The 14,320-nt window shown below is 45.1% G+C and carries 16 protein-coding genes; 9 read left to right on the top strand and 7 right to left on the bottom strand.

Annotated features, from left to right (window positions below; genetic code table 11):
* Positions 1–307: IS3 family transposase (locus tag BLT91_RS24210; RefSeq protein ID WP_141225073.1), on the top strand; the 307-nt coding region annotated here is incomplete at its 5' end.
* An 85-nt stretch (positions 308–392) separates the two neighbouring features.
* Here BLT91_RS24210 and ilvD read toward each other — a convergent pair.
* From ilvD to BLT91_RS24225, 3 genes are all read right to left on the bottom strand, one after another.
* Positions 393–2,078 carry a dihydroxy-acid dehydratase gene (gene ilvD, locus BLT91_RS24215; protein ID WP_090825829.1) on the bottom strand — a complete coding sequence of 562 codons (1,686 nt, stop codon included), beginning with the start codon at positions 2,076–2,078 and terminating at the stop codon, positions 393–395.
* A gap of 159 nt (positions 2,079–2,237) precedes the next feature.
* Positions 2,238–2,885: a ribonuclease H gene (gene rnhA, locus BLT91_RS24220; protein WP_090825832.1), complete on the bottom strand. Its 648-nt coding sequence runs from the start codon at positions 2,883–2,885 to the stop codon at positions 2,238–2,240.
* A gap of 1 nt (position 2,886) precedes the next feature.
* The gene (locus tag BLT91_RS24225; RefSeq protein WP_090825835.1) at positions 2,887–3,384 is read right to left on the bottom strand and encodes a hypothetical protein; all 498 of its coding nucleotides are present in this window, start codon (positions 3,382–3,384) and stop codon (positions 2,887–2,889) included.
* A gap of 159 nt (positions 3,385–3,543) precedes the next feature.
* Between BLT91_RS24225 and BLT91_RS24230 the strand changes: the two genes are divergently transcribed.
* On the top strand, positions 3,544–3,786 hold the full coding sequence (locus BLT91_RS24230) for an alpha/beta-type small acid-soluble spore protein (RefSeq protein WP_090825837.1): 243 nt from the start codon (positions 3,544–3,546) through the stop codon (positions 3,784–3,786).
* Between the two features lie 124 nt (positions 3,787–3,910).
* Here BLT91_RS24230 and BLT91_RS24235 read toward each other — a convergent pair whose 3' ends face one another.
* The gene (locus tag BLT91_RS24235) at positions 3,911–4,909 is read right to left on the bottom strand and encodes an ABC transporter substrate-binding protein (protein ID WP_175532500.1); all 999 of its coding nucleotides are present in this window, start codon (positions 4,907–4,909) and stop codon (positions 3,911–3,913) included.
* A gap of 178 nt (positions 4,910–5,087) precedes the next feature.
* Here BLT91_RS24235 and BLT91_RS24240 point away from each other — a divergent pair, with 178 nt between their 5' ends.
* From BLT91_RS24240 to BLT91_RS24250, 3 genes are read left to right on the top strand one after another with little or no spacing between them, the layout of a single operon-like run.
* Positions 5,088–6,110, top strand: coding sequence for a FecCD family ABC transporter permease (locus BLT91_RS24240; RefSeq protein ID WP_254777123.1), 1,023 nt, complete (start codon positions 5,088–5,090; stop codon positions 6,108–6,110).
* Positions 6,107–7,156 (top strand): FecCD family ABC transporter permease, encoded by a 1,050-nt coding sequence (locus tag BLT91_RS24245; RefSeq protein WP_090825840.1) that lies wholly within the window; start codon positions 6,107–6,109, stop codon positions 7,154–7,156. The genes BLT91_RS24240 and BLT91_RS24245 overlap by 4 nt, the downstream gene beginning before the upstream one ends.
* A 36-nt stretch (positions 7,157–7,192) precedes the next feature.
* On the top strand, positions 7,193–8,002 hold the full coding sequence (locus tag BLT91_RS24250) for an ABC transporter ATP-binding protein (RefSeq protein ID WP_090825842.1): 810 nt from the start codon (positions 7,193–7,195) through the stop codon (positions 8,000–8,002).
* Between the two features lie 57 nt (positions 8,003–8,059).
* On the opposite strand, the gene BLT91_RS24255 is transcribed toward BLT91_RS24250, so the two are convergent.
* The gene (locus BLT91_RS24255) at positions 8,060–8,428 is read right to left on the bottom strand and encodes an O-methyltransferase (protein WP_090825845.1); all 369 of its coding nucleotides are present in this window, start codon (positions 8,426–8,428) and stop codon (positions 8,060–8,062) included.
* 282 nt (positions 8,429–8,710) lie between these two features.
* Here BLT91_RS24255 and BLT91_RS24260 point away from each other — a divergent pair, with 282 nt between their 5' ends.
* A complete protein-coding gene (locus tag BLT91_RS24260; RefSeq protein ID WP_090825849.1) occupies positions 8,711–9,970 on the top strand; it encodes a methyl-accepting chemotaxis protein in 1,260 nt (419 codons plus the stop codon).
* Positions 9,971–10,025: 55 nt separating this feature from the next.
* Here BLT91_RS24260 and BLT91_RS24265 read toward each other — a convergent pair whose 3' ends face one another.
* Entirely contained in the window at positions 10,026–11,834 is a 1,809-nt protein-coding gene (locus BLT91_RS24265; protein ID WP_090825852.1) for a M3 family oligoendopeptidase, read from the bottom strand.
* Between the two features lie 155 nt (positions 11,835–11,989).
* On the opposite strand from BLT91_RS24265, the gene BLT91_RS24270 reads away from it, so the two are divergent.
* The 3 genes from BLT91_RS24270 to BLT91_RS24280 are packed head-to-tail and all read left to right on the top strand — an operon-like array spanning position 11,990 to position 13,538.
* Positions 11,990–12,154: a YycC family protein gene (locus BLT91_RS24270; protein WP_090825855.1), complete on the top strand. Its 165-nt coding sequence runs from the start codon at positions 11,990–11,992 to the stop codon at positions 12,152–12,154.
* Between the two features lie 3 nt (positions 12,155–12,157).
* Complete coding sequence (locus BLT91_RS24275; RefSeq protein ID WP_090825857.1) at positions 12,158–12,394, top strand: hypothetical protein; 237 nt, start codon at positions 12,158–12,160, stop codon at positions 12,392–12,394.
* A gap of 37 nt (positions 12,395–12,431) precedes the next feature.
* On the top strand, positions 12,432–13,538 hold the full coding sequence (locus BLT91_RS24280; RefSeq protein WP_090825861.1) for a GGDEF domain-containing protein: 1,107 nt from the start codon (positions 12,432–12,434) through the stop codon (positions 13,536–13,538).
* A 65-nt stretch (positions 13,539–13,603) separates the two neighbouring features.
* On the opposite strand, the gene BLT91_RS24285 is transcribed toward BLT91_RS24280, so the two are convergent.
* A complete protein-coding gene (locus BLT91_RS24285; RefSeq protein WP_175532501.1) occupies positions 13,604–14,308 on the bottom strand; it encodes a DUF2225 domain-containing protein in 705 nt (234 codons plus the stop codon).
* Positions 14,309–14,320: the final 12 nt, after the last annotated feature.

A 14,320-nucleotide genomic window follows, 5' to 3' on the forward strand; every position in this document is an offset into this window, starting at 1 on the left:
CAAGGATGCATTTATCCATTCAGATCAAGGGAGTCATTATACGAGCCCTAAGTACCAAGAACTTTTGAAGCAAAAAGGGTTAGGTCAATCCATGTCTAGACGAGGAAATTGCTGGGACAATGCGCCTCAAGAGTCTTTTTTTGGCCACATGAAGGACCATGTTGACCATCGTAATTGTTCCTCATTAGGAGAACTACAACGAGAGATTGACCGTTATATTCGCTACTACAACAATAATCGATATCAGTGGGGATTAAAAAAGATGACTCCTGTGCAATACAGGAATCATCTATTGTTAGCCGCCTAGACACAAGGCTTTTTTCAAGTGTCCTTGACAAAGGGTCCAGATCACTTCTATCGCGAGACTCCTTTTTTGATTCATGAACTAACAATTAAAACTTCAGAATGGCGCCTGCGCTAGCATTCGTCACCATTTTGGTGTAACGCGCCAAATATCCAGTTCGGATTTTCGGCTCAAAACCAGTCCAGCTCTCGCGGCGCTTCGCAAACTCTTCATCGCTGATTTGCAATTCGATTTTACGGCCGTCCATGTCCACATCAATGATGTCTCCGTCTTGTACGAAAGCAAGAGGTCCGCCCTCAGCCGCTTCCGGTGACATATGACCGATTGAAATACCACGGGATGCGCCTGAGAAACGTCCATCTGTAATCAGGGCAACCTTCGCGCCAAGACCCATACCTACGATTTGGGAAGTAGGGGCCAGCATTTCCGGCATACCAGGTCCACCTTTCGGTCCTTCGTAGCGGATAACAACTACATGGCCTTCTTTGACTTTGCCGTTGGCAATGCCGTAAAGAGCTTCATCTTGCGAGTTGAAGCAAATCGCCGGACCTACGTGACGACCGCCAACAGATTTATCAACCGCGCCAACTTTAACAATACTACCCTCAGGAGCAAGGTTACCGAACAGAACAGCTAGTCCGCCTCTTTCACTGTGCGGGTTGCTCAGTGGTCGAATCACATCTATGTTCTGGATTTCGCAGCCAGCTACGTTTTCACGAAGCGTTTTTGCTGTGACCGAGAGGCGATCGCCATCGAAAGCGCCTGGCTTTTTCAACAGCTCATTGATAATGGCACTAACACCACCGGCTAGATGCACATCTTCAATGTGATAGTCGGAAGCTGGCGCAATTTTCGCAAGGTGAGGAACACGCTCCGCTACTTCGTTAATACGTGCTATTGGATACTCGATGCCTGCTTCAGCTGCAATAGCGAGTGTGTGCAGAACCGTGTTCGTGGACCCACCCATAGCCATGTCGAGAGCAAACGCGTTATCAATCGCTTCGATCGTAACGATATCACGAGGCTTGATATCTTTTTCGATGAGAACCATCAATTGCTTTGCACAATCTTTCACAAATTGCTTACGTTCTTCAGCAACAGCAAGAATTGTACCATTTCCTGGCATCGCAAGGCCTAGACCTTCAGCCAAACAGTTCATGGAGTTCGCTGTAAACATACCTGAACAAGATCCGCAAGTCGGGCAGCCGTATTGCTCAAGCTCTTCTAAGCCTGCTTCATCCAATTTACCAGCTTGGAAAGCGCCCACGCCTTCAAATACGGAGGATAGGGAAATGGATTTACCGTTTTTATCTTTACCGGCTTTCATTGGGCCACCACTGACTAACATCGTAGGAATGTTAACGCGTAGAGCACCCATGATCATACCCGGTGTAATTTTATCACAGTTAGGAATACAGATAAGGCCATCGAACCAGTGTGCGTTTACGACCGTTTCCAAGGAGTCGGCAATAATCTCACGGCTTGGCAGGGAATAACGCATACCGATATGCCCCATCGCAATACCATCGTCAACACCGATTGTGTTGAATTCGAATGGAACACCACCCGCTTCACGTATCGCTTCCTTTACGAGCTTACCGAATTCTTGCAAATGAACATGTCCAGGAATAATGTCTATATAAGAGTTACACACCGCGATAAACGGCTTGCCGAAATCTTCCTCTTTAACGCCGGCTGCACGCAGCAAACTGCGATGTGGAGCGCGGTCGAATCCTTTTTTAATCATATCGCTGCGCTGTTTTGGATGAGCCATTCTCTATTCCTCCTAGATTCCATTTCTTTTGAGAAAACAATGAATCTATCATACCACACTTTTCATAAAATTTCTCCCTTTAGTGTGTTGAAGCGTCAACGTAATACCGAAGATTCCAACATTAAGCTTCTTTGTTTTCTCCTTCGTTTCGACTACATGTTACTTTCTACCGAAGTCGGCCTTAATTTCTCCCCACTTCTTCGTATCCCATTTCACGATTTTGTTGGCGTAGCTATTCGTACGAAGCCATTTCAGTGCGCGGTCAACAAGTGTCCAAATCTCTTCCGTAGAGGCATCTCGGACTAGATTGGTGGAGACTTCTTTCTTCCGAATCCAACTCAACGCCGTCACGGAATCCGTATAAATGGTTTTATTACTGCCTTGCTTCTGCAAATAAGCTAGACCATGCACAATGGCTAGAAACTCGCCCAAATTATTCGTTCCTTTAGAAATAGGGCCTTGATAGAAAATAATTTCACCGGTTCTCGTATCAACCCCTTTGTACTCCACAATACCCGGATTACCCGAACAGCCCACATCCACAGAAATGCTGTCATAATCAACTTCCGGAGCCGTTTCAGGGGTTGCGGACTTGCTCGTAGAGGTCGCAGCCGCACCTCCATTTCCAGAGAAATTCAGCGATTTCTGCCAACCCTTCTCAAATGCTTGTCTCGCTTCTGACTCTGATTCATAGGATTTAAATCTTGCTTGCGGGTAGCCTTTGGTCTGCGCTTGGCAGTCAGCCCACGTGCGATAGATCCCTGGTTGATGCCCCACCCAAACGACATAATATTTCACTGACGCCATGTTATTCACTCCGTAATAGTTGATGTAATTGATGTACAAGATCTTCGACAACTTTCACTGTAGCGCCGAAATAAGGTCGATAATCCAAGCCTTTAATAAATTGAAGATAAGCTTCCCCTATCGCCAAAACCTGTTGGCAGTATGCCATCCTGGGAATAATATGCGCCTCGAGCTCGCGGTGCGTTCCATTCGTGCGTTCCTCAACCGCTATAAGCTCTAATTGTTCTTCCGCCAAATGACGTACTACGAACGAAAATCCTCTACATTCCGGATCTCCGCAGCCACATACAAAGAACGGCATCCGTTCCCATTGATCTGCTGGAGCAAAACGATTGGGCGTTGTATCATGCAGTGCACTGTACAAAAACGCAGGAAGCCCCACATCGATACACAGAGGCTCTTCAATAAGAATACTATCGAAAGCTGTCATAAGGACATCTGCCTGAATAATTTGCAAATCTTTATCTAGAGACCAGCCCTTAACAGATACATTAAACATGATTCCCGCCTCCGTTCTCTCCATGATTGGTTTTCTTATTATAGCAAAGACTGTACATTCCTGCTTTTAAGGTTTAAATCGTGGATATAATTTCCAGTTTAGGCTATGAGTATAATTGCCAAAAGAGATAATACTACCTACTACTGGAGGTGATATCAGATGGCATCAGGACAATCTCGCAGCAGCAACTCCCTAGTTGTTCCACAAGCTAACCAAGCTTTGGACCAATTGAAATATGAAGTTGCTCAAGAACTAGGTATCCAAATCCCTCAAGACGGCTACTATGGATACATGACTTCCCGCGATACAGGCTCCATTGGGGGCAACATCACTCGTCGTCTCGTTCAAATTGCTGAACAGCAGCTTGCAGGCGGTACCAGCGCTAACAGATTCAGCAGATAACAGTTCCCCCTATACTTACGCACAAAACGGGCTTTCTTTTAAGTAGCTACCTACTTGGAAAAAAGCCCTTCGTTTCTTCTATCAGCAAAAAAAGGACTGCTATCTATAAGCAGTCCTTTTCGTTTTACGGCTTGACCTGATATAAATTATATAAATCATCCAGCATAATATTCGCGGCTTTCACACCGCCGGCTGTATTCCATGTCGCATCATTAACTTTGATTAATTTATTTTCTTTAACCACTTTGAGATTTTTCCAGAGCGGGTCATTCATCCACTCCTGTTCTTGCTTGGCTCCTTTGCCATCTCCGGTTTCATAAGTAAAATAAAACACTTTATCAGCGGCATCAAGCTCAGTTAAGCGCTCCTTTGTAATGTCTTCGAACGATTTCTCATCACTCTTGGCATCCGAACGAACGATACCGATTTGTTTAAAAATAACACCAGTGAACATATTCCCGTAATAGTATCTGGTTTTACCACCCATAAAACGAACGACAGCTACTTTCTCTTTCAGCTTATCGCCTGCTTTGCTTTTGAAATCATCAATGCGTTTATCAAAAGCTGCAATGACTTTATCGCCTTCTGCTTTCTTATTTAACGTATCGGCATACAGTAGGAAGTTAGTTTTCCACTCACCACGTAGTGTCTCCGAATATACCGTTGGAGCGATAGCTTTTAATTGATCGTACACTTTCTCATGACGCATCTTGTTACCAATGATTAAATCCGGTTTTAGCGATGCGATCAGCTCCAAGTTCGGCTGTGCTTCACCGCCAACCGTCGTTACACCCTGCATATCAGCTTTTATATGCTCAAACCACGGACTCCCATAGTAAGATTCAACAGCACCAATAGGTTTAATGCCAAGCGCAAGAAGTGCTTCCGTTCCTTCATTAGTCAAAATGACTACACGCTTTGGATGAGCAGGTACAGATGTTTCTCCCATGGCATGTTTAATTGTACGAGGACTTTCCGACTTTGCTGTTTCTTGTGGTGCTGCAGATGCCGAAGGCTGTGCACTTGGTTTCTCTCCACATGCCGACAAAACAATAGAGAAAACAAACATAAGAGTAACAAGAGCCCAAGCTCTCCCTTGGCGACGATTTCTTTTTCCAAACATATAAATGAGTTCCCTCCACGCTTTCAATTGCTGATAACGATTATCATTATCTATCATACTACTAAACTTGAAGTCAGATTGTCAATAAATATTGATAATGATTATCATATTCGTTGACTTCGTTTGCCGGACTCATTAAAATAAACGAAGCAGCATTTAAGGAAGCAGGCACTCATTCATGAACTATTCAAGCAAAGAACGTCTCAACCATTTCTATAAAAGTATTGGATTTCTCGCGGCTTGCTGCATACTGGCTGGCATGATGCTCAGCAGTGTCATGTTCGGTCTTCATTCCTACTCATGGGATCAAATCATGACTTCTTTCGAACATGTCGCAAAGTCGACGAATGAGGCCATTATTATCCAAACTGTACGTATTCCAAGAGCGCTGATAGCCGCACTTGTAGGCGGAAGCTTGGCTATCGCTGGCGCACTTATGCAAGCTATCACCCGAAATCCACTGGCCTCTCCTAGTATTTTCGGGATTAATTCAGGTGCAGCCTTTGCCATTGTTCTGTCAGTTGGTTTTTTTAATGTGTCCAGCCTCTCGCAGTTCACATGGATTGCATTTCTCGGAGCCGCAGTGAGCTCCGCCCTGGTCTATGCACTTGGTTCATTAGGTCGCGACGGCTTAACGCCGATGAAAATAACACTTGCCGGTTCTGCGATGACAGCATTTTTCGCTTCGCTGACCCAAGGCATTTTACTTGGGAATGGCAAAGCGTTCGACCAAGTCCTATACTGGCTCGTCGGCTCAGTGGAAGGTCGAACCATGGCTATGCTTCAATCCGTATGTCCTTACATCCTCCTCGCTTGGATTGGTGCCTTACTACTATCGCCGCACATCAACATTTTATCTATGGGGGATGATGTAGCCAAAGGGCTTGGACAACGCACTGTACTCGTGAAATTCATCACCGCTGTGGTGATTGTCATACTTGCAGGAGGCTCTGTAGCTGTCGCTGGTCCTATTGTTTTCGTAGGGATTATCGTTCCTCATATCGTCCGCTTTCTCGTCGGTATCGATTATCGCTGGGTCATTCCGTATTGCGCGATTCTAGGCGGTATTCTCTTAGTTGGAGCAGACATCATTGCTAGGTTCATCGTTATGCCGAAAGAAGTTCACGTCGGTGTAACGACAGCGATTCTCGGAGTTCCCTTTTTTATCTACATAGCTCGCAAAGGGGGCCTTCTGAAATGAGTCATTCGAATCGTTATCTCACCATTCGGAGCAGAAGCTTCTCTTATCTGATTAGTAAGAAATCTCTGATTATTTCTTTGCTGCTGCTTCTTGCAGTCACCGTAGTGATGATTCTGAGCACAGGAATTGGCAGCATTTATATCAAACCTACAGAGGTCGTTCGTGCTGTTTTTGGTTACGGGGCTGATCCTAGCACTATGATTGTTAGGACTTTACGTCTGCCGAGAGTTATTGTTGCTGTGTTAATCGGTGCATCTTTGGGAGTATCCGGAGCCATCTTGCAAGGCATAGTGCGAAATCCGCTAACCTCACCAGATACAATTGGCACAACAGGTGGTGCTACACTCGGTGCAGTATCATTTTTCTTCTTTTTCTCGGATAAAATCAGTATTCACTGGCTGCCAGTTGCCGCAATAATTGGTGCTTTCACTGCTACAATATTGGTCTATACTCTCTCATGGAAAAATGGAATCACGCCGCTGCGACTTGTCCTTATTGGGACAGGATTCACCGCAGCAATGAGTGCACTTTCTTATCTGATGATGCTTTCAGGACCGATTATTCTCGCTAATCAATCTCTGACCTTCATGACTGGCAGTATTTACGGAGTTTCCTGGCAAAAAGCGGTATACCCGCTCTTACCCTGGGTAGTGCTGCTAATTCCCATCATCTTCGTGTATGCGCGGCACATTACGATACAGTCCTTGGGTGAAGACATCGCCCGTAGTGTTGGAAGCAACGTCCAACGTCAGCGCTTCCTTTTGATTATCCTGAGCGTTGCACTTTCAGGTGCTGCAGTGGCTTTCGGGGGAGCCATTAATTTCATCGGTCTCATGGCCCCGCACATCTCTCGTAAGCTTGTAGGTCCTAGCTTTGGTGCGCTTATTCCAGTATCTGCGTTGACCGGCTCCCTGCTCTTGCTTTTAGCAGACTTGGCTGGACGCTTTTTATTCAGACCGCTCGATATCCCAGCAGGTGTATTCACAGCGGCTATCGGCGCTCCTCTCTTCATCTACGTGCTATATCGCAGTAGAAATCGTGGTTAACATTCCCGTTTCATATAAAGGAGGACAAACGAACTTATGACCAGGAGCACAGTACTAGAGGCACAATCGCTTCAGTTAACATATGGAGAGACTTCTATCTTCCAAAGCTTGAGTTTGCAAATTCCTAAAGGCAAAATAACCGTTTTCATAGGCAGTAACGGTTGTGGGAAATCAACACTCCTACGATCCCTTGCTAGGCTTCTGAAGCCGAAATCTGGAGCTATCCTACTGGATAGCAACGAAATCGCGAAGCTCTCAACGAAAGAGGTAGCCCGGCGAATGGCTATATTGCCACAAGCCCCTTCTGCACCCGAAGGGCTCACGGTACGCCAACTCGTGAAGCAAGGACGCTACCCCTATCAAAATTGGCTGCAGCAGTGGTCCGCTGAGGATGAGAGCAAAGTACAAAGCGCACTCCAGCTTACCGATATGCTGACCTATGCGGATCGCAGCGTCGATTCCTTATCTGGTGGGCAACGTCAAAGGGCTTGGATCGCCATGACACTGGCCCAGGATACCCCTACCCTATTACTCGACGAGCCCACTACCTATCTGGACTTAACCCATCAGGTTGAAGTGCTGGACCTATTGTTCGAGTTGAACGAGAACGAACAACGCACAATCGTGATGGTTCTTCACGACATCAATCTCGCCTGTCGCTATGCTCATCACATTGTGGCCATCAAAGACGGCTCCGTTTATGCAGAAGGAATGCCGGAACAGATCGTTAATGAGCAGCTGCTTCTTGATGTGTTCGATATGCAATGCCGCATTGTACTTGATCCTCTCTTCGGTACACCCATGTGTATCCCTTACGGGAAGGGCCGCATTCTTTCCCGTAAATAAAGCAACACCCCTGGTCATCGACGTGACCAGGGGTATTTGCTATATAAGGAATGAGTCCTAAATCGTTCTTGCAAAATTAGCCATATTATAATTGCTTTCAAACATGATGCTCGCGGACACCATATTCTGCCTAATCGTGAAATCAAAGAATATTTCGCCATGCGTCCAACTTTTCTTCCGCTTCAACGATTCAATTGCCATCTGGCGAAAGGATTGATACTGCAACTCTGTCAAACCATTGGTCGTGGTTGCAGGCAACACACCGTCCTTGCTCTCAAACGGAAGGTGTTTAATACCGAATTTACCGATTTCATTGTTGCGAATGTGAACAAACACGGTACCCGAATTCACATGAGATAATTCTTCTTTGATCTTTCTAAACACCAAATCGATTTGTCTTGCGAGTGGTTTCTGTTCCAAATTCATCACTTTCCTCCTTAAGTTTTAATTTTTTACTTATTATGTAATTTATGTGACTGTGGACCTATTATATCCATACAATTTGCATATTTCAACAGATTTTTTCCAATTTTCATACAATTACTTGTATTCTTTATGAGATTTTTATAAAAATTCCAATTTTAGATTCGAATATAAGCGATTTTTGTCGAATTGATGTAGAATGTTTCCCGTTACAATGGTATAATTTTCAAACATAACTCACATATTCCTGCACAAATAAACAAATTTCGCGAGGAGTCGGTCAGAATGGACAAAATGTCAACCCTATCGTTTAGAAGGAAATTACAACTAGGTTGCTATGCACTGATTGGTCTAAACTGTGTATTCTTGCTAGTTCTAACTTTCGCCTCAGAATGGAATCGCTTACTAGGTATTATTTTCGTTGTCGTTATTTTGGGATGCAGCTTTCCCTTCATTAGATGGTTTGAGAACCAACTGACGGAACCCGTGACAGACTTATCCCGAATTGCACTGAACATTTCCAAAGGTGACTTCTCTCAAAAGGTAACCGTAACCTCGGACGATACATTAGGACAACTTGGCCAATCTTTTAACAAAATGATTGATAAGCTCCGTGAAATTCTTCACGACACAGGCTCTATTTCAAAGCAAGTTTTTCAAACAAGCCGAGATATTTATGTCAAAAATGAAAGCTTCCGCACCGTCCTCGAGCAAGTGAGCATTTCGGCCCACGAACTGGCCTCAGGTGCCGGGCAAATTTCAGAAGAAGTATCCGGTGTTTCGATCACCTCCAAAGACATTGAAATGAAAATCGTCAACTATGCCGGATCAGCGAAAGAAATGAAAGATCGTTCAGATCAAATGATGACTCTTGTAGAAAAGGGACGCACTTCCGTTGAAAGCCAAGGCATAGGTATGAAACGAAATGTAGAAGTCACGCAGCAAGTGTCCGATACAATCGACATGCTGGCTCGTCAAGCTGAAGGCATCAGCAGCGTTACCCGTTCCATATCCGAGATTGCTGAGCAAACGAATTTGTTATCCCTCAACGCTTCTATTGAAGCTGCCAGAGCTGGCGAGCATGGCCGAGGCTTTGCTGTCGTAGCGCAGGAAGTGCGTAAGCTTGCCGAGGAGTCGACTTCACTCACACGCGAAGTATTCGGTTTTGTAAAAAGCATCGAGCAAGGCATACAAGATGCCATACACAGCATTCAAGTAAACGAAGATGTCGTTAAGAAACAAACCGTGTTAATCGACCAAACTGAAATTGTCTTCGCTGAAATTGTCGGCAGCGTAGGCTTTATTTCGGAAGAAATTACCCGCTTCGCGGAAGAGAGCGAGCAAATGCTGGCGAGTTCCGGACAAATCGCTGCCGCCATGGAAAACATATCGGCTATCACAGAGGAATCTGCAGCCGGCACGCAAGAAGTTTCGGCATCTATGAATGAGCAAATTTCTACAGTACAAGGGATTGTAGCTCAAGCTGAGGAAATGACGCGTGTTGTAACACAATTACAGCAAACCATTCAGGTTTTCAAATTATAAGGGCTCCGCAAACCACGAAAAAGGCTTTCCCTCTATTAAGGGAAAGCCTTTTGGCTTATAATTGGACCTTTGCTTCTGTCAGCTGCATGAACTGCTTCACGTCTTGAGCTGCCATATCAACAGCGCTCTGCCAGAAATCCGGCTCTGTCAGATCAACGCCGAGATGTTTCTGAGCAAGCTCCTCCACGTTCATACTCCCTGTATCTCTAAGCAAAGAGATATATTTGTCTTCGAAGGCTGCGCCTTCTTGCACTGCTCTCGCATAAATACCGCTACTAAACATGTAACCAAACGTGTATGGGAAATTATAAAAAGGTACGTCTGTTGCATAGAAATGCAGTTTAGCCGCCCAGAAATGCGGGTGATAACTACTTAATGCATCTTTGTAAGCAAGCTTCTGAGCATCTACCATAAGCTCATTTAAACGCTCAACGCTAACTAATCCTTGACGTCGTTCTGCGTAGAAGTTCGTTTCAAAAATGAATCTTGCATGGATGTTCATGAAGAAAGCGATCGCTCGCTGGATTTTATCTTCGAGCAAAATGATGCGTTCTTCATCCGTGGAAGCACTCTTCACAACCGCGTCCGCGACAATCATTTCAGCGAAAGTAGAAGCTGTCTCCGCCACGTTCATCGCATACTCCTGCGCTAATGCAGGCATATCTGTCATGACATGCTGATGATAGCCGTGACCAAGCTCATGAGCTAACGTTGAAACATTGTTTAGCGTCCCGCCGTACGTCATGAATATCCGTGTTTCACCGGCTATCGGGAACGATGTGCAGAAGCCGCCTGGCCGCTTGCCTGCGCGATCTTCCGCTTCAATCCAGCGTTTCTCGAATGCTTCTGCCGAGAAGGCAGCCAGCTTCGGACTGAAACGTTCGAATTGTTCAATAATCAGACTCGCACCCTCGTCGTAAGAAATTTTCTTCGAAGAATCGCCCAGCGGTGCATCCACGTCTACCCAAGCCAGCTTATCAACGCCAAGCAGCTTCGCTTTACGGTTCAAATAATCAACGAAAATCGCTTTATTACGGTCAATGACTTCCCACATGACATTCAGCGTTTTCTCTTCCATGCGATTAATTGCAAGCGGCTCTTTATGTATGTTCTTCCAGCCTCTGTACTTATAAACTTGGAGACGGAATCCTGCCAAATGATTCAGTGCTTCCGCACAATATTCCTCTTTGTCAGTCCAAGCCTTTTCCCATTTTTCAAACAGTGCCAGTCGTTCTTCACGATTCTCTGTATGCAGTTTATTAAACGCTTGACCAGCAGAAAGCTCCACTTGTTCACCGTCAACCTCTACAGGCATGCGGAATTGACTAACGCTCGTATTATACAGATCCCCCCACCCATGATAGCCATCTACGGCCAAATCATTAATTAAGGCTTCCTGCTCAGGGGGCAACTTTTCTTGTGCCAAGGCACGGCGTTCATCTAGCGGGAATGCGATCGCTTTGAACGGCTCTTTCTGCAGCAGCTCTGACCATACATCATCTGGAATACCCGTCAGTACTTGATCGAAATGTGTGAGTGAAGAAAGATGCTCCGCAAACAAGCTTTTGACCTGTCCGTTAAGTACGGGTGCTTTCTTATCCTTCTGATTATCCGCTAACAAACAACCTACGAAAGAATCCGCCTCATGGATATGTTTCAAATTATGCTGCAGCAATTCAATCAGTTTTGCTAGGGAAGCTGTATCTGCCGCCTGCTGTGGCGAAGGGGTGCTTCGCACCTGCTCTTGAAAAGAAGCAATTGAGGCTTGAAGCTCCTTGAGATGAGCTGCGAATGCAGGTGACTCACTGCCGCCAGGAAAAAAGGTTTCCAAATTCCATGTTTGATTAAGTGGTAAATGAAGCAAAGCTATCACCTTTCCTTTCCATCTTTTATTAAATCATAAACAACGCATTATGGGCAATAATCCTAATCTTCCTCATTGCTTATAGGTAAAAAGTATGATTCAATTAAGTATAGTTCCACATTATAAATCTTAACAGGATGGTGTGATTTCCAACAATGAAACCATTACAAATTTCTCCAGAAACTGCTGTGAAGCTTGCTGAACAGCTTAAAGTGCCTTTAGAACATCTCATGCATATGCCACAACATATTTTACTTCAAAAATTAGCGGAGCTCGCAAAAAATTCCTCTTCGGAAAATAGCGGCCCAGAATCGAAGTAAGCTTTGATCCCTTTCGCTAACACTTGGCCTTATGACATTATTATGAAGGACGTTTATGTGGCCGAATGTCCATTTTGCCATAGCCCCAATGTGCTGCTACCGCTGAAGATCCACGAACTGAAATCCATTCATGAAGGTAAAAAAAAGCTGCTTGTGTTTCCTTGCTGTCATAATAAGCTGACGCTCGTTGACACAGACCGCGATTATTTATTGGCGGACACCGCTGTACGAAACAATTAATCGTAGCTTCCAAGCGCAAGGAGTAGAAAAAGCCCCTATGAATGAGTACCTCGTTCCTTTGACAAGCGCATGTACACTAGTCACGCTAAATTACATGGCGATGAAAGTTCGCAGCAAGATGCTGATCGAGTCCTATGAGCATTTTCTGGCTCCATTGCTCACAGGTCTTGCCTGCATCATCATGATGCTAGAACCCTTGCCGGAGCCGCTAGGTCTGATTGATTTGCGCTCCTTGCCCATCTTCATGGCCGGCTTGCGTTATGGACTGCCTGTTGCCCTTTTATCAACAGTATTGCCATCGGGCTTCAGCCTCCTTTTTCAAGAAAGCAATGCCTGGTTCATCACCGCACAAGATCTAATCGCCCCAGCTTTGATAAGCTCCTTGTTCCACAATAAAGAATACCGCAGCGGCTTCTTGGACATTCCTATTCGTCACGGGCTACTAATATGCTCATTCCTCTTTCTCCTTCGCCTCTTGATACACGGTTTACTAGAAAGCCACCTATCCTGGCCATACGCGGGAGATCAACTGTTTATGCTAGCCATCATGTCAGCCACATTCATCATCCTCATCATCATGGTCAATGATGAGAATAAAAGTTGGCGGCTGCAGCGCCAGCTGGAACTGCAAGCCAATCAAGACGGCTTAACCAAACTTCCGAATTTACGCAGCTTTTTACCGATTGCCGACAATGCGCTCCTCAAAGGCAGAGTATCCATCTTTATGATTGATCTTGATAATTTCAAGCAATACAACGATAGGTTCGGACATTTGGAAGGAGATCAACTGCTTCGAGAGATTAGCAGTGTACTGCGGCACCTTATTCATGAGCAAGATTATATTGCAAGGTACGGCGGGGAAGAATTTATTCTGCTGAGCACAGAGATTGATCCGCTGCGGCTTCGCATATATGCAGAGCGATTATGCTCTCTTGTCGCTGACACATTCCTCCATAAGAACCATGGTGATACTGCACCCATCACCATCTCGATAGGAATTTCTACGGCAGAAGAGCCTCAGGTCGAGTTGACCCGAATTATTTCTGAAGCGGATCATGCGCTCTATGAATCCAAGCATCGCGGCAAAAATCGCTCTACCTTTTACAAAGATGTACCATTCATCAACCAAAAAATGAACGCTTAACGATTCAAGGGATGCAGTACAGCCCCAAGAATTGAGAAGCGTTCATTTAATTTATAAGGCATATGTTATGTCGCATGTTTCATCTCGTCTGGCAGCTCCATGCGCCTGGCAAGCATATCTTCACGCGTTGTTATCCATTGTTCCCGACTTGCTCTAATCATTCCGGCATCCATAATTTTGCGGTCATTAATAATTCGCGAAAACCATTTAACCGCCTCATTAAAGCGACTCAATCTGCGATTGAGTTCTCCCATTAAGTACATGAGACGGGCGTTATTGAGATCCATTCCTTCTGTTTCATACACAATGACATACGCATCCAAGGCAAAGTTCAGGAATCTCTTCTCTTGCTCCCAGTCTCCTTTGGTACGATACAGCCAAGCCAAATGGTGCAGAAGACCTGCTACAACACGGGATTTCTCATCCTTAATCTGCGCGCTTAGCAGAGCCAGCTTATAACTCTGAAGCGTATCTTCCCAGGTTCTTTCTCCACAATAACTGCGCATCGACCAGTTCTGGGCAACTTTCTCGTGAAAGGCTTGCCTCTGCGCTGGTTTCCATTTATCCGAAAAGTTTTCTGTATGAGCATACCCACAAAACGGACAGATCCGAACAACATAGTAATCGGGGTTGATGTCTTTATAATGAACACAGAAATCCGTGTCTGTTTTACTCGCCTTTTTGAAACTTGGGCGAACCTTCATCGTTTTGAAGGAGTTGTCGCAATAGGTACACTTCACCGAAATTTCATATAAAGGATCGACCACCATCTTTGAAACCCC

Origin of the sequence: Paenibacillus sp. yr247 (genome assembly GCF_900103825.1) — a bacterium.
GTDB lineage: Bacteria > Bacillota > Bacilli > Paenibacillales > NBRC-103111 > Paenibacillus_E.